The following is a 16,546-nucleotide window of genomic DNA, read 5'->3' as shown; positions in this document are numbered from 1 at the left end:
GGATCAGTTTCCGGTCAGTGTTGTAACATTTGCCAGCGGTGTCAGCCCGCCGGCGATGAGCGAGATCGACTTGCTCCACTGTGCATAGGGCGCTTCGGTGACATAGATCGTATCATCGTCGCGGATCACGAAATCGCGCGCTATGAACAGGCCGTTGGGCGCGGTCAGATTCAGCAGGTAGATCATGCGCTGATCCCCCTGCAGATCCTGACGACCCATGACGTTGCGGGCAACATCCTGTCGTTCTTCGCGCAGAACAAACACTCCGGTTGGGTCAGACGACAGCGTCAGCAGGCCGCCCACCTGCGCTAAAGCTTCTAGGGCCGTCAAATCCTGGCTGTCAAAGGCCACACGCGACTGCCCGCCCGTGGCACCAAGCGCGATGTAGGACCGGCTGTCCTCTTCCACGAGGATGCGGTCGCCGCCGCGTAGTGCAACGTCCAGTTTGGGGTTTCGGAACAGGTCCTCGTACCAGACGGTGCCTCTCTGATCGCCGCGGATCAGCGTCACCAGTGCGATATCCGAGGCGACGGAGACCCCGCCCGCCTGAGACAGCATGCCCAGCAGGGTACGGGTGGGTCGTTCGATTGGATAGATGCCAGGCTCCCCTATCGTGCCGGTCAGAGACACAGTCGACCCATCGCCAGCGACGCGCCGCACTTCGACCTGAGGGTCCGGTGTCTGTTCCTCGAGTTCCTTCGAGATCAGAACACGCAGTTGCTCGGGGGTATTGCCTGCCGCCCGCAAGCGTCCGGCATAGGGCACAAAGATAAACCCTTCACTGTCGACCTGCACCTGCTCCAGCGCAGTGGCCGCCCCGGTTTCACCGGACAGCAGGCCGTCATCGACGTTTTCCCAGATTGTCAGACCCAGAACGTCGCCCGGACGAACGGTATCTGCCGTCAGGCTTTGCGCGCTTCTGAAGGAGGACGAAAAGCCAAACTGCGGTATCGCCGCGGTCGCTTTTGCCACGCGGTCGTCAACTTCGACAACAAAGGCGTTGCCGCCGTTTTCGACCGATCCTGCGAGAATTTCGGTCTTGCTGGGGCCGGATTTCGGAAGTTGGCACGCCGCAAGCATGCCAAATGCGGCCACAAGGGAAACCCCCCGTATCCATCGGATTGGAAAGCACTGCACTGCCGAATATCCTCAATCGTCGTTGTTTTTTGTATTCTGTTTTGCGCAGGCTACCCGGTTTGAGGCCCGTGTTCCAGCAACGGTTGCAGCTGCTTACTTAACGATTTTCAACTGTGGCGTCTGCGCCTCGTTGCCTGTCAGGACAAATTGATAGGGGTTTTTGTCCTTCAGCATCATATCGGCGGCGCGCCGCAGCAATTGGCGGCGGCCACGACGCGAATAAAAGCCGCCCGGAACCTGGCTGGTTTCCAGCAGGAAGCGGCGATAGTGGCGGTACGCCTCGCTGTTGGGCGGGGTCGGGTCCGCAAAAAACGCCTCTATCGGCTGTTGCGAGACAAACTCCGGTTTGTCATAAACCGACCGGCCAAAGATGCGCAGCGGAATCCCGCGCCACAAAGCCTGCTGACCAGCCGTCGAATTGATGGTCACGGCCGAGCTTGCCTCATCCAGCAGTCCGGCAAGTTTACCGCCCGGCACATAGTGAACCCTGTCCGAAATGCTATGGTCCCGCGCCAACTGGCGCGCCCTGCGGCGCAACGGCTCACGGTGGTTTTCCAGCGGGTGCTCCTTGATCACCAGCCGGTGATGTGGTGGCGCACCTTTGGCAAAGCCCGCAATCACCTGTTCCAGAAACTCGCACATGCCGGAGTAGTCGGAGTGCGATTGCACCGAACTGTCATGCCCCAGCTGCAACAGCACAAGGTGGTATGGGAATCCGCCCTTGCGGACCCGCGCATTCGCCCATCCGCGTTGAATTCGATGAAATGGCATCAGGGACAGGCGTTTGAAATACAACCAGAATTCCCGAGACACAGGCAAGTCCCGATGGCGGCGAAAGTTGCGGTACCGGCCGTTCAGGAACAGGACAAACCAGTGATACAGCGCGCCGTAAAAGATATGCTGTCGCATATCGCCCCAATGCGACGGCGGCGGCGGTGTCTGCGTGTCAGACTGGGCCAGCGCGCGCTGCATCTGATCGACATCCGTCGACATCAGGCGCGAATGGCCATTCGAGCCGTCCCGTTCGTAAGTGACCCACCAAGGCCGCAGGTACCCTTCTTCAAAGACATGAACGGTCACGCCCCGCGATTTTGCGACTTCAACGGCGCGGGCGTGAATCGGGCGTGTGTCACCGTAAAGCACGATATCTGTGACACCGCGCCCAACGATGATGTCAATCAACGCCGCAGGCCAGTCCTCGGGTGTGCCACAAAACGGAATGTAAGATGCCTTATTGAACCAAAACGCCTTGTCGCCGGCATTGAACCCAACGCGCCAGACCTGAGCACCGGATGCGCGCAACATGCGTCCCAGGCCATTGAAAAACGGCCCATGTGGCCCCTGTAGGAACAGGAAGACCCGTGAGTTCGAATTCATTGGCGCTTGCTGCATCTCACCTGCATTATCTGTATTTTTTGTCAAAACTATGCCGGTTTCGGCCTTTCCGGGCAAGGTGGGGCTTGCCCGGGCTGGCGCATGGGCTTACCTCGGCGTTGAGTGTCAGGCACAGGCTAGGAAGTAAGGGTTAACGGAATGTTTACAGGGATTGTCACCGATATCGGTACCGTCACCGAGCTGGAGCAACGGGGAGATCTGCGGGCGCGGATCACAACCACCTACGACACCGAAACCATCGACATCGGCGCCTCGATCGCCAGCGATGGTGTTTGCCTGACCGTGATCGCCCTGGGCGACAACTGGTATGATGTGGAGATCAGCGCCGAGACGGTTTCAAAAACCAATCTGGACACCTGGCAGGTGGGCAGTCGCGTCAACCTCGAACGTGCGCTCAAAGTTGGTGATGAACTGGGCGGCCATATCGTGTCGGGTCATATAGATGGCGTGGCCGAGGTTGTGGCCGTTCAGGACGAAGGCGACAGCACCCGCGTGACGCTACGCGCGCCGAAAGACCTTGCACGGTTTATAGCGCCGAAAGGGTCGGTTGCGCTGAATGGTACCTCGTTGACGGTAAACGATGTGGATGATTGTGACTTTGGTATCAATTTCATCCCGCACACCAAAGACGTCACCACATGGGGCGACGTAAAAACCGGCGACCGAGTGAACCTTGAGATCGATACGTTGGCCCGCTATGTCGCGCGCCTTGCTGAGATGTCCTGAAAGGCTGGAAAGCAGCGGCAACGCCGCGTCGCACCCCTGCGGTGCCGCTTGCGGTCTGGTGTTTGGGCGCAGGGTGGTCTATCCCGCCCAGCAGAAATGCTCTTGTGAAAGGCTGCCTCATGAGCTTTGAAACTCCCGGACCCGTCGAGGCGCAACTGCGCGAGGCGATCAGCCCGATCGAAGAGATCATCGACGAGGCGCGTCGCGGCCGGATGTATATCCTTGTCGATCACGAAGATCGCGAGAACGAAGGCGATCTGGTGATTGCGGCCGAATTTGCCGATGCCGATGCGATCAATTTCATGGCCACCCATGGGCGTGGACTGATCTGCTTGCCCATGACGGCCGAGCGGATTGATCGACTTGGCCTGCCGATGATGGCGGTGAACAATTCGTCCCGTCACGAAACGGCGTTCACGGTGTCCATCGAGGCGCGCGAGGGGGTGTCGACCGGCATCTCTGCGGGTGATCGGGCCTTGACCGTCGCAACGGCAATCAACGAACAGAACACGATGGCGCATATCGCCACGCCCGGCCATATCTTTCCGTTGCGCGCCAAACGGGGCGGGGTGCTGGTGCGCGCAGGTCATACCGAGGCCGCCGTGGATATCTCACGGTTGGCGGGGCTGAACCCCTCGGGTGTGATTTGCGAGATTATGAAGCCCGACGGTTCCATGGCGCGGTTGCCGGATCTGGTTGCTTTTGCCAAAGAGCATGACATGAAGATCGGCACGATCAGTGATCTGATCGCGTACCGCTCGCGCAACGACAACCTCGTTGTCGAGACATCGCGCGAAACCGTCACCTCGGAGTATGGCGGTGCGTGGGAGATGCGGATTTTCACGGATCAGACGCATGGCATCGAACACGTTGTCATGATCAAAGGGGACATCACCACACCGGAACCGGTTCTGACTCGAACCCATGCGCTCCACGAGGCGCCCGATATTCTGGGTCTTGGCCCGAAACCACCGCAGGAATTGCCCCGCGCGATGGAAAAGATTGCGGCTGAAGGGCGCGGCGTTGTCTGCCTGTTCCGCCAGCCGCGCAATTCGCTCTATGCGGTCGAGGATGAAGGACCGCGGACCATCAAGCAAACCGGCCTCGGGGCGCAAATCCTGTCCAAGATGGGCATACAGGAATTGATCCTGCTGACGGATTCGCCAGAAACAAAGTATCTGGGTCTGGACGCTTTTGGCCTCTCCATCGTCGGAACCCGTTCCATTCTCAAGGAGGGATGATTGTGGCTGAACAAGACAAACATGGTGTTCTGCAGAGGCCGAGTTTTGACAAGCCGGTGAAACTGCTGATCGTTGCGGCGCCATTCTACCGTGCAATTGCCGACGACCTGATCGCCGGCGCCACGGCCGAGATCGAAGCTGCTGGCGGTACATGCGAGGTTGTCGAGGTTCCAGGCGCGCTGGAAATCCCTACCGCCATCGCTATGGCTGATCGCCAGTGCAATTTCGATGGATATGTGGCGCTGGGCTGCGTGATCCGAGGCGAAACAACGCACTATGAGACGGTCTGCAACGACTCGAGCCGGGCAATCCAATTGATGGGCCTGCAAGGTCTGTGCATCGGCAACGGCATCCTGACGGTTGAAAATGACGATCAGGCTGAGGTGCGCGCCAACCCCAAAAAGATGAACAAAGGCGGCGGTGCGGCTGCTGCGGCCTTGCATCTGATTGCGCTCAGCCGTAAGTGGGGCTCTTCGCAAAAGGGCGTGGGTTTCAAGCCGCCGTCCGAGTCCATCCTAGTGGCGGGCGACAGCAACGGATCCACAACCGCATGACCCAGACTGACGCGCCGAAACCGGCCAAGCAGAAACGCCTGATGAAATCGGCAGCCCGGCTCTATGCCGTGCAGGCGCTGTTTCAGATGGAGCAGTCCAACCAGACGACGGATCAGGTTGTACAGGAGTTTCTGGATCACCGGTTCGGCGCCGTCTACGAGGGCGATGAAATGTTGGACGGGGACATTTCGGTGTTTCGCAAACTGGTCGAGGATGCCGTGAACTACCAGGCGCCGATTGATCAGATGACTGATCGGGCGCTGGTCGCCAAATGGCCGATTGCACGTATCGACCCGACCCTGCGCGCCGTATTCCGCGCCGCCGGTGCGGAACTGACCCAAAGCCAGACACCGCCCAAAGTGGTCATTACAGAATTTGTGGATGTCGCGCGGGCTTTTTTTCCTGACGGAAAAGAACCCAAATTCGTCAACGCGGTTCTCGATCATATGGCGCGCGAGGCCGACCCCGAGGCGTTCTGACGCCTTTACGCGGATCGGATATGCGCTAAGGTGAATATCACAGCGCAAGGAGGTCTGCGATGCCCAAATTGATCCGCCTATACATCACTCAGGTTGCGTGGGGATTTGTCATCTCGGCGGTGTTTGTCGGGGTCCTCTTGGCGTTTAACGTCGCCAATCTGCGCCATCTGATCACCGGCTCTGATATTGGTCTGATCGCGCTGGTGATGATCTGGTTTATGAACGGCATCGTCTTTGCGGGCGTGCAGTTTGCCTATGCGATCATGAGTATGGCCGAAAAACCGCAAGGTCCGCGTCGCGGCACACCTGTCGTGCACAGCTTTGAACCGGTCCTGGCCGAACAGGAAGCCCCCAAAGGGCGCTGATTTTTCGATAAACTGTGTGGCGGGACCGCCAGTCATCCGTGCGGTTTGATTCCCGAGGACCTGTATGTACAGGTGGGCGCCGGGTAATCAGGCCAGGACCTGAACAGAGCCAGCCCCCTCGGAATTGCTTAAGGCCACCAGAATGCTACCTGTCACAAGAAGGGCAGAACCCGCCAAGCGCTTAGTTAGGGCGTCTGACGGGTTCGCACAAGGGGCTACGCATCAACTGTTTCGTGTAAAGCTGTGCGCATCTTGCCGAAATGCTCATCCCAACCATTGTCAAGGGACAGGATCAGGCCAAAGGCGTCGGCGCCCTGCGGTAGGCCTTCATGCTGCAATCCCAGGCGTGTGCCGCCCGCAACCGGTTCGAGGGTCCATTTGACGACGCTGACGGCCTGTCCCATGGGTTTGACGGTGAATGTGTACTCCAGATATTCCGGCGGTCGCGCAACCCGCACATCTCCCCATATCAGCAAGTCACCGCTGGTTGTTCCGAACATCTCCAGTTTTTGCCCTTCGGCCAAAGCGCGTTCTGGTTTGTGAAACCACTCTTCCAGTCGCTCTGGCTCGGTCAGATAGGCCCAAACGGTTTCAGGCGTGGCGCGTAAAAAAATCGTCTTTTGTAGAACAGCGTTCGTCATTTAGCATTCCTTTCAATAGCTTCTTTGAGAGAGTTAAGGCGATCGTTCCAGAATTGATCGAAGTAGCTGAACCAGTCCAGCACCGGAGCCATGCCTTTGGGTTCAAGCCGGTTGATGCGTTCCCGACCGCGGGTTTCTACAGTGATCAGGCCACCATCCGACAGCACCGTCAGGTGCTTTTTGACAGCGGCCCGGGTCATGTCGAACCGGTTTGTCAGCTGTCCGATTGTCATGTCCTCACCGGCAAGCATCTGCACGATGTCGCGGCGGGTTGGGTCGGCCAGCGCACGGAATGCGTTTTGGATTTGTGTGTTCATTGGCAACCTCAATTGCGATACCGTTTGGTATTATTTAGATAAGATACCAAAAGGTATCATGTCAAGCGGGTCGCCGCGCTTTACATTTGTTCACGAATTGTTCACAGTCGCCAAATGACCCTCGATTTACAGCCCGGACAGAAATTGGCGCGTGGTGTGTCGCGCCACCTTGCCGCGCATGGCTTTGTCTCTGTTGAAGAATTTGTGCCGACACGCGGGCTGCGTGTGGATGTCATGGGGTTGGGTCCAAAGGGTGAGTTGTGGGTGATCGAGTGCAAATCCAGCCGGGCCGACTATCAGTCGGATGCGAAATGGCACGGCTATCTGGAGTGGTGCGACCGGTTTTTCTGGGCGGTTGATACGGAGTTTCCAACCGATTTGCTGCCCGATGAAACAGGGCTCATCATCGCGGATGCCTATGATGCGGAAATTGTCCGCATGGCGCCTGAGGACAAGATCGCCCCGGCGCGGCGCAAGAAAATGGTTCAGAAATTCGCCATGGACGCAGCGCGCAGACTGCAGATGGTCAGAGACCCGAGACTGTAGCGGGATCAGTCGCGCAGCGCGCGGGCGGCCTGTGCGGCGGCCCGAAGCTCTTCGGCGATTTCCTCGGCCTCTTCGGGATCGAAATCCATCGGGATCTCAACGCCGTCGGCATCGACAAACAGCCGCACCATACCTTGGTCCGTCGGCCCGATCTGCAGGTTCGCCTGAATGTCGCGTTCGGTGTTAATGCCCATGTGTGCCTCCGGACCTGAGCGTTCGTGCTAGCGCGCGGGGGTTGAGAATCAAGTCACCTTTGCGGTCAGATAGGCTATGGAAGATGTTGTTCTCAGACCGTTTCGCCCCGATGACGCACCCTGGCTGGTTGAGCAGCACGACACGCTCTACGCCCGGGATGAGGGGTTTGATAGCAGCTTCGGCCCGCTTGTGGCTCGGATTCTTCAAGACTTCATCGCCAATCACGATCCGTCGCGGGAACGCGGTTGGATTGCCGAACGGGCAGGGCAACGGCTGGGCAGTATTTTCTGCGTCTCGCTTGATGATGATACGGCCAAGCTGAGACTGTTTCTTCTGGTGCCCGAAGCGCGCGGTCTGGGCCTTGGAAAACGACTTCTGGCGGCCTGCACCGCGTTCGCACGCGCGTCCGGGTATCGGCGGATGGCGTTGTGGACCCATGAGAGCCACAAGGCGGCCTGTGCCCTTTACAGGGCAAACGGATGGCAACTGACAGACAGTAAACCCGTGCATTCTTTTGGCGTCGATCTTGTCGAACAAAGCTGGGAAATTGAGCTTTAATCCACTTGCATTCCCAAGGCGCGTTCGCTACATCGCCCTTCACGAGTGCCGCCTTAGCTCAGTTGGTTAGAGCGCTGGATTGTGGATCCAGAGGTCCCCTGTTCAAGCCAGGGAGGCGGTACCATTTCCCAGACGATCAACATAATTCAACAGGCTTTGACGCGGACGAGTTTACCGGGCCAGGTTGAGCCTGAAGCGCATTTTAGGGCGACTTGCGGTCGGCAAATGGCGGTTCAATCGCTTGTTCATGACGCCAAAGCCCCAGACGATCAGCAAAGTCAGTAAGATGAAGTAGAAGGCCAGGATCGGATAGGGCACAAACGGGTTGAACGTCTTGTCCGCGAAATAGCTGGCGTAATACAGCGCATCGCCGCGTTGTTGCCACGCTGGGAAGGCGGAAAAGAACACCAGCGTCGTGGCATGGAATAGAAAGATCGCCTCGTTTGTATAGGCTGGCCAAGCCAGACGCAGCATTGTCGGCCAGACGACACGGCGAAATCGGGACCAACCAGACATGCCATACGCGTCGGCGGCTTCGATATCGCCTTTGGGGATCGAGCGCAGCGCGCCATAGAAGATTTCGCCGGAATAGGCAGCTGTGTTCAGGAACAGCACGATCAAGGCGCCCAGCCAAGCTGACGTGAACGCGTCGAACATCGGATAGGATTTTTTCAGCGACAGAAAGAAGAAATAGGCAAAGAAAAACTGGATGAAGAGGGGCGAGCCCCGGAAGATAAAGATGAACCATTCCGAGGGTTTGCGCAGCCATCTGTTGCTAGAGGCCTTACCAACGGCCAGCGCCGTTGCAAGGAAGAACCCGGTCGCCAGCGCCATCAGCCCGAAATAGACGTTCCAGATCATGCCCGAGCCGATCAGCGTGAATTGTTCGCATAGGGTAAAATCGGATCGAGGCAGCAGGCGTTCGGCATCTATGACGATTTCCTTGTCGGCAAAGTACTCCGATATCCACTTAGGTGCTCGCTCGGGCACATAGTCTGCTAGCTCGATTTTGGTCGCAATCGAGCGGAACGCATAATCCTGAATGGTTTGCCAACAGCTCATGCCGTGGTCTCCTTGCGCATAAGCTCACCGCCGGATGTGGCCTGACCATGGGACAGGCGGCGCATCAGGCGTTCCAGACCAATTTCAGAGACGCGGGTCATGCCGAGATAGAAGAACAGCAAAAACAAGAAGTACCACATGCGCCAGTCGCCATGCGGATAGTCGGTAAAGCGGGATGTCTTGGTGCCGCCCAGTTCGCGGGCCCAGTAAACGATATCCTCGACCCCCAGCAGGAACAGAAGGGGCGTTGATTTGATCAGTACCATCCACAGGTTCGACAGGCCGGGCAGGGCATAGACCCACATCTGCGGAATCAGGATCCGCCAAAAGGTCTGGCGGCGAGTCATGCCATAGGCTTCGGCCGTTTCCAGCTGGGCCAGCGGCACGGCCCGCATTCCGCCGAACAGCACGTTGGCGGCAAAGGCACCGAAGACGATGGCGAAGGTGATGACCGCAAGAAAAAAGCCGTATGTCTCGTGCATCCATTCCGGTGCGCTGCCCAGGGGCAGTTTTGCCGCCTGACAGACAATGAAATCATTGCCCTGGCGGATCGGGTCGGACCAGTCCGGGCAGAGGAGCTTGTGGCGCAGCCATTCGAACCCCTGATCCAGCGCGATGACGAAAAACAAAAAGAACGCAATGTCCGGCACACCGCGCACAATGGCGATATAGGCCTTGCCCAGCCAACTGAGCGGCAGGAAATGCGACCGGGCGGCCATGGCGCCTGCAAAGCCGAACCCCAGCGCGGCAGGAGCCGTGACGGCCAGCAGCGCCAAAACCTTGATGAAAGACAGATAGAACGACCAGTGGACGCCATTGGTCAGGTAGCACGAAAACCAGCGGGCCGTACCCAGCGCTTCCGGATCAACGCAGTATGAGAACATAAGGCGTCTTTCGAACGTTGCACCCGAGCAAATGTCGGGGCAGGTCCGGTGCAGAGGATGCACCGGACCCGTTGACAGGGATTAGTTGGTGACGACCGAACCGTCGGCATTGTAGGTGGGAACACCTTCGCCGAACCATTTGGTGATCAACTCGTTCAGCGACCCATCGGCCTTCATCGACGTGATCGCTTCGTCGAACTTGCCGCGCAGTTCACCATCCGACTCACGGATACCCAGGCCGATGCCGCCGCCCAATGGCACGTCATCGCCTACAAAGACCAAATCGCCACCGGACTCTTCGACAATCGGGACCAGAAAGTCCTTGTCGGCGAACACCGCGTCTGCTTCGCCGTTACGCACGGCTGCGATGGTTTCTTCCGGCGTTGCGAACTCGACCAGAGTTGCGCCCGATTCAGCCACGTGACCGGCCTGAATAGTCGCGGTCTGTGCCGCGATGATACCGCCTGTCAGGTCAACGCCATCGCTGGCCCCGACATAAGCTGATGCGGCAGGCGGAAAATAATTCTGTGTGAAATCGATGACTTCATCGCGCTCGTCGGTGATCGACATGCCCGCAATGATGGTGTCGTAGTTGCCCGAGACCAGGTTCGGAATGATCGAATCCCAGTCGTTCTTGACCCATTCGCAGTCCAGGCTGGCGCGTTTGCACAACTCATCGCCAACCTCCCGTTCGAACCCGTCGATCTCGCCGGCGTCATTGATGAAGTTGTAAGGAGGGTACGCACCCTCGGTGCCCATGCGCACGGTGTCGGCCATGGCCAGTCCGGCTGTCAGTGCCAGTGCTGTTGTGGTCAGAATCAGGTTTTTCATTTGTTGCTCCCCTTTTTTGGTTCTGTCCTGAGGTTAAGCCGCCTTTGTGGCGGAGAGAAACCCCCGAAGCCGTTGGGATTCGGGGGAGGTGAAGATATCTTCGGCTGTGCCTTCTTCTTCGATCAGGCCCTGGTGCAGGAACACAACATGGCTTGAGATTTCGGCTGCCATGGTCATGTCATGGGTCACGATGATCATGGTGCGGCCTTCAGCGGCCAGATCCTTGATCACCTTGATCACTTCCTGTTCCAGCTCGGGGTCGAGCGCAGAGGTGGGTTCGTCAAACAGCAGCGCTTCGGGTTCCATGCACAGGCCGCGGGCGATCGCCGCGCGTTGTTGCTGGCCACCGGACAATTGCGCCGGGTAGGCGTCGCACTTGTCACCGATGCCGACCTTGTCCAGGTATCTGCGGGCGCTGTCCTCGACCTCGGCCCGGTCGCGGCCCAGAACCGTTATCGGCGCCTCCATCACATTTTGCAGGATGGTCATATGCGCCCACAGGTTGAATTGCTGGAACACCATCGACAGGTTTGTCCGGATACGCAGAACCTGCTTGGCATCAGCAGGTCGGCGCCCGTGGTGGCTGCCAGTCCAGTGAACAGGCTCGCCCTTGAAAACGATCTCGCCTTGCTGACTGTCCTCCAAAAGGTTGCAGCATCTCAGAAGTGTGGATTTGCCCGAACCAGATGAGCCGATCAATGACACAACGTCTCCTCGATGAGCCGTGATGTCGACGCCCTTGAGCACCTCGAGATGACCGAAGCTTTTATGAAGGTTCTTGATCTCGATGACGGGAGTGCTGTCTGTCACGGGCGGTCCAGTTGCTAGTGGTGTTGGTGCGGTACTAGGACTGATATTTCAGCGCAATGCAATGCGCAAATGACAGATTCAACTCACCAAACCACCAAATTGACCAGACGTTCTTGCCAATTTGGTCAGGTCTTGCACCGCAATGCCTGCGGCGCAGGCGGAGTCGGAACGGCAAGGTATTCATCGGCCGGAATGGCTATCAACCCACGGAGGTGTAACGCGCTCAAGTCCTCGCGTGACAGGCTCTTTATGGCGGCCCGGACGGTGGCTGCGATGTGATTGGCATCCTGTCCGTTTGCGGTGATGTAGGGCAAGGCCGGGGTTGGTTCTGTTTTTGTCACGTCGCGAAGCTTGTGGCCGAGGTCGGTGTGTTCTTTGAGCATAAGCCATGTCACCGCATCCAGTGAGGCGAAATCAGCGCGCCCGTCTGCAACCGCCTGGGCTGACAGGGCATGACCGCCTGTCTCCAACAGGCGGCCCGGTGTCAGATGCAACTCGGTCAGATGCGTGATAGGCGCCGCCCAGCCCGATTGCGACAGGGCTTCGTTAAAGGCAAATCTTCCCTGCGACAGATGGGCCAGATCGCGCGGGTCATCTTTGCGCGCAACAAAAACCGAATGATAATATCCCGGCGGACATCCGGTCAGACCGTAATCAGGTGTGCCGACCAGCTGCACCTTGCCGTGCAACTGCGTTCGAAACGGCATGCCACAGGTCTGGGCAAAGACTAGGTTGGGGTCCAGCCAGACGTCCCAAACATCCCGGTCACGCGTCAAACGCTCAGGCCCATACCCGAGCTGGCTGCGAATGGACCGCCAGAACCGGTCATTTACTGGCTGAAGCGCGGGCATGTCGTACATGCCCAGCATTGCGATCACGATTTGGAGGCCTTTTGCCGGGCCAGCGCGGAATCAACATCACTGACACCCAGCAAGCTGACCACCAGCCGCAGCAGGGCATCCTCCTCCCCGGTGCGCTGACCATCCGCCAGAACCACCGACCAGAGCGCCTGAACCACCGCAAGCCGGTCATCGTAGGCGACCGCCTCTTTGATGGCCCGTGTAAAACGCACCGTGTCCGGCGCCTCGGCCTCGAGATCTTCGGCCCGCGAGCGCAGCGCCGCAGCCTCAAAAGGCGACAAACCGTATCGTTGAGCGGATATCCGATCGATCCGCGCCATTTCGGTGTCGGCATAGTCATTGTCTGACCGTGCGATACGCACCAAAAGCGCGGTAAGGGCCAGCCGAGCGTCTTCGTCCACAATCGGATCTGGTTGCGGCTGTGTAAGCTTTGCTAAGAAATCACTGAACATGAGACAGATATAGCCCCGGCTCAGTCCGCATCCAAGCGCGATTGCACACGTTCGCGGGCCTTCTGGCTGTCGTTATAGCTCAGACCCATCGCAACGCGGGCCTCTTCGACAATTTTCATCTCGCCTTCGTCCGAGTTTCCGTCGGCCAGCACTACCTCCCACAGCGCGTCCAGCGCGGCCAGACGCTCCTGCAAGCCGGTTGTTTCGCGGATCAGCTTGCCAAACGTGTCCGTTTCAGGCGCGGCCGCATGCAGTTTCTCGCAGGTGGCGCGGACCTTGGCGGCTTCGATTGCGTTGTGCTGATACAGACGGGCGAGGATCCTGTCGATCAGGCTGATTTCTTCCAGTTTGTAGTCACGATCCGCTTGCGCGACACGCACCATCAAGGCCCCCAGCGCCAGTTCAGCGTCCGGATCAGGCAGATTGTCGTGTTTCGGCGGGCGGAACGCCTGAAAGAGCTTTTTCAACATGGGTAAAGATTATTCCATATTTTGTGGTCCGCCAAGCGGAGACTACCCGTCATAGCCTCGAATGATCACAAGATCGCCCATCGACACCGGATCACGTAGCGCTTTGGCTTTTTGATAGCCGTCGCTTTCATAGCAGGCCAGGGCATCCTCGTAGCTGGGGAATTCGATGACGACCGTTCTGGATCGCGACGCTCCTTCTTTTACCTCGCGTTCGCCACCGCGCACCAGAAACCGTGCGCCATACGCCGCAAAAGGTTCGGCATTTGCCGCGATGTAGTCCTTGTACCTCTCCATGTCGTCCACATCGACATGGGCAACCCAATAGCCTTTGGTCACATGCCCCTCCTGCTCAGACGTGCGGGCAGGGTGCTGGGAAACGGCGTCAATTGCAATCCTGTCCGTTGCAGACCTTCACGCGCGATAGTGGATGGCACTCCGTGCCTGTTCCGTGAGCCATTTGACCATGTTGCGGTACGGGACCGGGCCATAGCTGACACGGGCAACACCAAGCTCCGCCAGCTTTGGCGTGTCGGGCGTTCCGGGCAGGGCAATGATGTTGACGGGCAGGCTGGTCGCTTCGCACAACTGCGCGATCATGCCTTCATCCCGCAGCCCGGGGGCAAAGAAACCGCTCGCTCCGGCATCGGCATAAGACTTGGCCCGGGTTATGGCGTCGTTCAGCATCTCTTGACTATGCGCGTCTGGCTGGGTCTTGAGGAAAATGTCGGTGCGGGCATTAACGAACGCCGGAACGCCCGTCGCGTCGCAGCTTTCACGCAGCGCAGCGACGCGCGCGGCCTGGGTTTCCGTGTCGTAGAGCTCGGTCGTTCCAACGATCTGATCTTCGAAGTTAAAACCGATCACCCCGGTTGCCAGAGCCTTGCGCGCGTTCAGCGCAATATCCGAGGGTTTTTCCGCATAGCCGCCTTCGAAGTCCAGCGTGACCGGCACATAAACCGCGTCGACGATGCGGCGCGCGTTGTCCAATGCCGTGTCTATCGGAACATTCTGCCCATCAGAGAACCCTTGTGCCATCGCGACAGGGGCGCTGCCCGTGGCAATTGCCTGCGCGCCGGCCTCGGCTATGGCCACTGCACTGCCAGGGTCCCAAATGTTATAAAGGATAACTGGGTCACCCTTTTTGTGAAGGCTGGCAAAGGTCAAGGCGCGTTGGACTTGATCGGTCATGAGTCCCTCCTGTCAGAACGTGCTTAACAGTTAACCCTATGCCGGGATTCCGGATAGTGGTTTTTCTACTCCAGAGATCATTTTGCAGGGGCACGCCACCGGGATCAAACCAGACGCGATGTATCCTTTGCCGCCCGCACAAAGTCGCGGAATAATGGATGTGGATCAAAGGGTTTGGATTTGAGCTCGGGGTGATACTGAACCCCGATAAACCACGGGTGATCAGACCATTCCACGATCTCAGGCAATCGCCCGTCCGGCGACATGCCCGAAAAATTCAGGCCTGCCTTTTCCAGTTTGTCGCGGTACTTGATGTCCACCTCGTAGCGGTGGCGATGGCGCTCTTCGATATTCGTGTCGCCATATACCCCGGCCACTTTTGATCCGTCGCTAAGCACCGCATCATAGGCCCCAAGGCGCATGGTGCCGCCTTTGTCGTCGCCCACCTTGCGCTCCACCTTGTGGTTGCCCTGCACCCACTCCTTGAGGTGGTACACAACGGGTTCGAAACGCTTTTTACCAGCTTCGTGGTCAAATTCTTCCGAGCCTGCCTCGGTAATGCCGGCCGCGTTGCGGGCAGCCTCGATCACCGCCATTTGCATGCCCAGACAAATGCCGAGATAAGGCACCTTGTGCTCACGCGCATACTGCGCGGCCTTGATCTTGCCTTCGGTGCCACGTTCGCCAAAACCGCCCGGGACGAGGATCGCATGGAAGCCTTCCAGATGCGGGGCGACATCTTCGTTGTCGAATACTTCGGCATCCACCCATTCGATCTTGACCTTCACGCGATTGGCCATACCGCCATGGGTCAGCGCCTCGGCAATCGACTTATAGGCATCTTCCAACTGGGTATATTTGCCAACAATGGCGACCTTCACTTCGCCTTCGGCATTGTGGATGCGGTCACTGACGTCCTCCCATTTGGCCAGATCGGGCTTGGGGGCCGGGCTGATCTGGAACGCGTCGAGAACCGCCTGATCCAGACCTTCGCGGTGATAGGCCAGCGGGGCGTCATAGATGGTCGACAGATCCTGCGCCGCAATCACGCTGTCGGGGCGCACGTTGCAGAACAGCGCTAGTTTCTCACGTTCCTTGGTTGGGATCGGCCCTTCCGAGCGGCAAACTAGAATGTCGGGCGCCAAGCCAATCGACCGTAACTCCTTGACCGAGTGCTGGGTCGGTTTGGTTTTCAGCTCACCCGAGGCCTTGATGTAGGGCAATAGCGTCAGGTGCATGAAAATACACTGGCCGCGTGGCTTGTCCTGGCTGAACTGACGGATGGCTTCGAAAAAGGGCAGACCCTCGATATCGCCGACGGTGCCGCCAATCTCACACAACATGAAATCGACCTCGTCCTCGCCAATGGCGATGAAATCCTTAATCTCGTTTGTGACGTGCGGGATCACCTGAATGGTCTTACCCAGATAGTCGCCGCGGCGTTCTTTCTCCAGAACGTTGGAGTAAATCCGCCCTGAACTGACCGAGTCGGTCTTGCGGGCCGCCACGCCGGTAAATCGCTCATAGTGGCCAAGGTCCAAATCGGTTTCGGCCCCATCATCGGTGACGAACACTTCGCCATGCTCAAAGGGCGACATCGTACCGGGATCAACGTTCAGGTAAGGGTCCAGCTTGCGCAGTCGCACCGAGTATCCCCGGGCCTGCAACAAGGCACCCAAAGCGGCGGACGCCAACCCTTTGCCCAAAGAAGAAACCACACCACCAGTGATGAAAACAAACCGCGCCATGTTTTTTCGGCTGCTCCCGTGAGACATCATTATCTGCTGCCCGGCGGTCTCAAAAAACCGCTGCACCACGGGACTTCACGTATAAAG

Annotated in this window: 22 protein-coding genes and 1 tRNA gene; 8 read left to right on the top strand and 15 right to left on the bottom strand. The window is 58.3% G+C overall.

What is annotated here, in order from left to right:
- Positions 1-3: 3 nt before the first annotated feature.
- Together ACR3ES_RS15890 and ACR3ES_RS15885 are read right to left on the bottom strand one after the other, a co-directional pair.
- Positions 4-1,137, bottom strand: a complete 1,134-nt coding sequence (locus ACR3ES_RS15890; protein WP_480423853.1) for a polysaccharide biosynthesis/export family protein — start codon at positions 1,135-1,137, stop codon at positions 4-6.
- 93 nt (positions 1,138-1,230) lie between these two features.
- Positions 1,231-2,529, bottom strand: a complete 1,299-nt coding sequence (locus ACR3ES_RS15885; protein ID WP_170435559.1) for a capsular biosynthesis protein — start codon at positions 2,527-2,529, stop codon at positions 1,231-1,233.
- Positions 2,530-2,670: 141 nt separating this feature from the next.
- Here ACR3ES_RS15885 and ACR3ES_RS15880 point away from each other — a divergent pair, with 141 nt between their 5' ends.
- The 5 genes from ACR3ES_RS15880 to ACR3ES_RS15860 all read left to right on the top strand — a co-directional run bounded on the left by ACR3ES_RS15880 (position 2,671) and on the right by ACR3ES_RS15860 (position 5,897).
- Positions 2,671-3,258, top strand: a complete 588-nt coding sequence (locus ACR3ES_RS15880) for a riboflavin synthase (RefSeq protein WP_170435560.1) — start codon at positions 2,671-2,673, stop codon at positions 3,256-3,258.
- Positions 3,259-3,377: 119 nt separating this feature from the next.
- A complete protein-coding gene (gene ribB / locus ACR3ES_RS15875) occupies positions 3,378-4,499 on the top strand; it encodes a 3,4-dihydroxy-2-butanone-4-phosphate synthase (RefSeq protein ID WP_170435562.1) in 1,122 nt (373 codons plus the stop codon).
- On the top strand, positions 4,496-5,053 hold the full coding sequence (locus tag ACR3ES_RS15870; protein ID WP_170435564.1) for a 6,7-dimethyl-8-ribityllumazine synthase: 558 nt from the start codon (positions 4,496-4,498) through the stop codon (positions 5,051-5,053). The genes ribB and ACR3ES_RS15870 overlap by 4 nt, the downstream gene beginning before the upstream one ends.
- Complete coding sequence (gene nusB, locus ACR3ES_RS15865; protein ID WP_170435566.1) at positions 5,050-5,532, top strand: transcription antitermination factor NusB; 483 nt, start codon at positions 5,050-5,052, stop codon at positions 5,530-5,532. The genes ACR3ES_RS15870 and nusB overlap by 4 nt, the downstream gene beginning before the upstream one ends.
- A gap of 59 nt (positions 5,533-5,591) precedes the next feature.
- Positions 5,592-5,897: a hypothetical protein gene (locus ACR3ES_RS15860; protein ID WP_170435568.1), complete on the top strand. Its 306-nt coding sequence runs from the start codon at positions 5,592-5,594 to the stop codon at positions 5,895-5,897.
- A gap of 215 nt (positions 5,898-6,112) precedes the next feature.
- Here the strand turns inward: ACR3ES_RS15860 and ACR3ES_RS15855 are convergent, their stop codons facing one another.
- Together ACR3ES_RS15855 and ACR3ES_RS15850 are read right to left on the bottom strand one after the other, a co-directional pair.
- Positions 6,113-6,538: an SRPBCC family protein gene (locus ACR3ES_RS15855; RefSeq protein WP_170435570.1), complete on the bottom strand. Its 426-nt coding sequence runs from the start codon at positions 6,536-6,538 to the stop codon at positions 6,113-6,115.
- A complete protein-coding gene (locus ACR3ES_RS15850; protein ID WP_170435572.1) occupies positions 6,535-6,855 on the bottom strand; it encodes a metalloregulator ArsR/SmtB family transcription factor in 321 nt (106 codons plus the stop codon). Before ACR3ES_RS15850 ends, ACR3ES_RS15855 begins: the two co-directional genes overlap by 4 nt.
- A gap of 114 nt (positions 6,856-6,969) precedes the next feature.
- Here ACR3ES_RS15850 and ACR3ES_RS15845 point away from each other — a divergent pair, with 114 nt between their 5' ends.
- Positions 6,970-7,401: an MmcB family DNA repair protein gene (locus tag ACR3ES_RS15845; RefSeq protein WP_170435574.1), complete on the top strand. Its 432-nt coding sequence runs from the start codon at positions 6,970-6,972 to the stop codon at positions 7,399-7,401.
- 5 nt (positions 7,402-7,406) lie between these two features.
- Here the strand turns inward: ACR3ES_RS15845 and ACR3ES_RS15840 are convergent, their stop codons facing one another.
- Positions 7,407-7,595, bottom strand: coding sequence for a DUF6324 family protein (locus ACR3ES_RS15840; protein ID WP_170435576.1), 189 nt, complete (start codon positions 7,593-7,595; stop codon positions 7,407-7,409).
- Positions 7,596-7,671: 76 nt separating this feature from the next.
- Between ACR3ES_RS15840 and ACR3ES_RS15835 the strand changes: the two genes are divergently transcribed.
- Together ACR3ES_RS15835 and ACR3ES_RS15830 are read left to right on the top strand one after the other, a co-directional pair.
- Positions 7,672-8,154: a GNAT family N-acetyltransferase gene (locus ACR3ES_RS15835; protein WP_170435578.1), complete on the top strand. Its 483-nt coding sequence runs from the start codon at positions 7,672-7,674 to the stop codon at positions 8,152-8,154.
- A 47-nt stretch (positions 8,155-8,201) separates the two neighbouring features.
- Positions 8,202-8,278, top strand: a tRNA-His gene (locus ACR3ES_RS15830).
- 47 nt (positions 8,279-8,325) lie between these two features.
- Here ACR3ES_RS15830 and ACR3ES_RS15825 read toward each other — a convergent pair.
- The 10 genes from ACR3ES_RS15825 to ACR3ES_RS15780 form a co-directional block, all read right to left on the bottom strand.
- Entirely contained in the window at positions 8,326-9,216 is an 891-nt protein-coding gene (locus tag ACR3ES_RS15825; RefSeq protein WP_480423848.1) for an ABC transporter permease, read from the bottom strand.
- Positions 9,213-10,100 carry an ABC transporter permease subunit gene (locus ACR3ES_RS15820; protein WP_170435580.1) on the bottom strand — a complete coding sequence of 296 codons (888 nt, stop codon included), beginning with the start codon at positions 10,098-10,100 and terminating at the stop codon, positions 9,213-9,215. Before ACR3ES_RS15820 ends, ACR3ES_RS15825 begins: the two co-directional genes overlap by 4 nt.
- 81 nt (positions 10,101-10,181) lie before the next feature.
- Complete coding sequence (locus tag ACR3ES_RS15815; protein ID WP_170435582.1) at positions 10,182-10,931, bottom strand: transporter substrate-binding domain-containing protein; 750 nt, start codon at positions 10,929-10,931, stop codon at positions 10,182-10,184.
- Positions 10,932-10,964: 33 nt separating this feature from the next.
- On the bottom strand, positions 10,965-11,741 hold the full coding sequence (locus ACR3ES_RS15810; RefSeq protein WP_170435583.1) for an amino acid ABC transporter ATP-binding protein: 777 nt from the start codon (positions 11,739-11,741) through the stop codon (positions 10,965-10,967).
- 125 nt (positions 11,742-11,866) lie between these two features.
- Positions 11,867-12,610 (bottom strand): phosphate/phosphite/phosphonate ABC transporter substrate-binding protein, encoded by a 744-nt coding sequence (locus ACR3ES_RS15805; protein WP_480425502.1) that lies wholly within the window; start codon positions 12,608-12,610, stop codon positions 11,867-11,869.
- Positions 12,611-12,615: 5 nt separating this feature from the next.
- Positions 12,616-13,053, bottom strand: a complete 438-nt coding sequence (locus ACR3ES_RS15800; protein WP_170435587.1) for a tellurite resistance TerB family protein — start codon at positions 13,051-13,053, stop codon at positions 12,616-12,618.
- 20 nt (positions 13,054-13,073) lie between these two features.
- A complete protein-coding gene (locus ACR3ES_RS15795; RefSeq protein ID WP_170435589.1) occupies positions 13,074-13,523 on the bottom strand; it encodes a tellurite resistance TerB family protein in 450 nt (149 codons plus the stop codon).
- Between the two features lie 42 nt (positions 13,524-13,565).
- Complete coding sequence (locus tag ACR3ES_RS15790) at positions 13,566-13,859, bottom strand: DUF1330 domain-containing protein (RefSeq protein ID WP_170435591.1); 294 nt, start codon at positions 13,857-13,859, stop codon at positions 13,566-13,568.
- 75 nt (positions 13,860-13,934) lie between these two features.
- Complete coding sequence (locus ACR3ES_RS15785; protein ID WP_170435592.1) at positions 13,935-14,711, bottom strand: isocitrate lyase/PEP mutase family protein; 777 nt, start codon at positions 14,709-14,711, stop codon at positions 13,935-13,937.
- A 104-nt stretch (positions 14,712-14,815) separates the two neighbouring features.
- On the bottom strand, positions 14,816-16,459 hold the full coding sequence (locus ACR3ES_RS15780) for a CTP synthase (protein ID WP_170435594.1): 1,644 nt from the start codon (positions 16,457-16,459) through the stop codon (positions 14,816-14,818).
- Between the last annotated feature and the right edge of the window lie 87 nt (positions 16,460-16,546).

Source organism: Ruegeria sp. B1, assembly GCF_056535885.1.
Note: the sequence above shows the minus strand (reverse complement) of the source record. Positions and strands in the feature narration are given on the sequence as shown.

Excerpts from the sequence above, each read along its gene's own strand:
- ACR3ES_RS15820 (WP_170435580.1), bottom strand. The coding sequence starts at position 10,100 with ATGTTCTCATACTGCGTTGATCCGGAAGCGCTGGGTACGGCCCGCTGG.
- ACR3ES_RS15780 (WP_170435594.1), bottom strand. The coding sequence starts at position 16,459 with ATGGCGCGGTTTGTTTTCATCACTGGTGGTGTGGTTTCTTCTTTGGGC.
- ACR3ES_RS15860 (WP_170435568.1), top strand. The coding sequence starts at position 5,592 with ATGCCCAAATTGATCCGCCTATACATCACTCAGGTTGCGTGGGGATTT.
- ACR3ES_RS15870 (WP_170435564.1), top strand. The coding sequence starts at position 4,496 with ATGATTGTGGCTGAACAAGACAAACATGGTGTTCTGCAGAGGCCGAGT.
- ACR3ES_RS15825 (WP_480423848.1), bottom strand. The coding sequence starts at position 9,216 with ATGAGCTGTTGGCAAACCATTCAGGATTATGCGTTCCGCTCGATTGCG.
- ACR3ES_RS15880 (WP_170435560.1), top strand. The coding sequence starts at position 2,671 with ATGTTTACAGGGATTGTCACCGATATCGGTACCGTCACCGAGCTGGAG.
- ACR3ES_RS15815 (WP_170435582.1), bottom strand. The coding sequence starts at position 10,931 with ATGAAAAACCTGATTCTGACCACAACAGCACTGGCACTGACAGCCGGA.
- nusB (WP_170435566.1), top strand. The coding sequence starts at position 5,050 with ATGACCCAGACTGACGCGCCGAAACCGGCCAAGCAGAAACGCCTGATG.
- ACR3ES_RS15840 (WP_170435576.1), bottom strand. The coding sequence starts at position 7,595 with ATGGGCATTAACACCGAACGCGACATTCAGGCGAACCTGCAGATCGGG.
- ACR3ES_RS15835 (WP_170435578.1), top strand. The coding sequence starts at position 7,672 with ATGGAAGATGTTGTTCTCAGACCGTTTCGCCCCGATGACGCACCCTGG.
- ACR3ES_RS15795 (WP_170435589.1), bottom strand. The coding sequence starts at position 13,523 with ATGTTGAAAAAGCTCTTTCAGGCGTTCCGCCCGCCGAAACACGACAAT.
- ribB (WP_170435562.1), top strand. The coding sequence starts at position 3,378 with ATGAGCTTTGAAACTCCCGGACCCGTCGAGGCGCAACTGCGCGAGGCG.
- ACR3ES_RS15785 (WP_170435592.1), bottom strand. The coding sequence starts at position 14,711 with ATGACCGATCAAGTCCAACGCGCCTTGACCTTTGCCAGCCTTCACAAA.
- ACR3ES_RS15850 (WP_170435572.1), bottom strand. The coding sequence starts at position 6,855 with ATGAACACACAAATCCAAAACGCATTCCGTGCGCTGGCCGACCCAACC.
- ACR3ES_RS15800 (WP_170435587.1), bottom strand. The coding sequence starts at position 13,053 with ATGTTCAGTGATTTCTTAGCAAAGCTTACACAGCCGCAACCAGATCCG.
- ACR3ES_RS15855 (WP_170435570.1), bottom strand. The coding sequence starts at position 6,538 with ATGACGAACGCTGTTCTACAAAAGACGATTTTTTTACGCGCCACGCCT.
- ACR3ES_RS15885 (WP_170435559.1), bottom strand. The coding sequence starts at position 2,529 with ATGCAGCAAGCGCCAATGAATTCGAACTCACGGGTCTTCCTGTTCCTA.
- ACR3ES_RS15845 (WP_170435574.1), top strand. The coding sequence starts at position 6,970 with ATGACCCTCGATTTACAGCCCGGACAGAAATTGGCGCGTGGTGTGTCG.
- ACR3ES_RS15805 (WP_480425502.1), bottom strand. The coding sequence starts at position 12,610 with ATGCTGGGCATGTACGACATGCCCGCGCTTCAGCCAGTAAATGACCGG.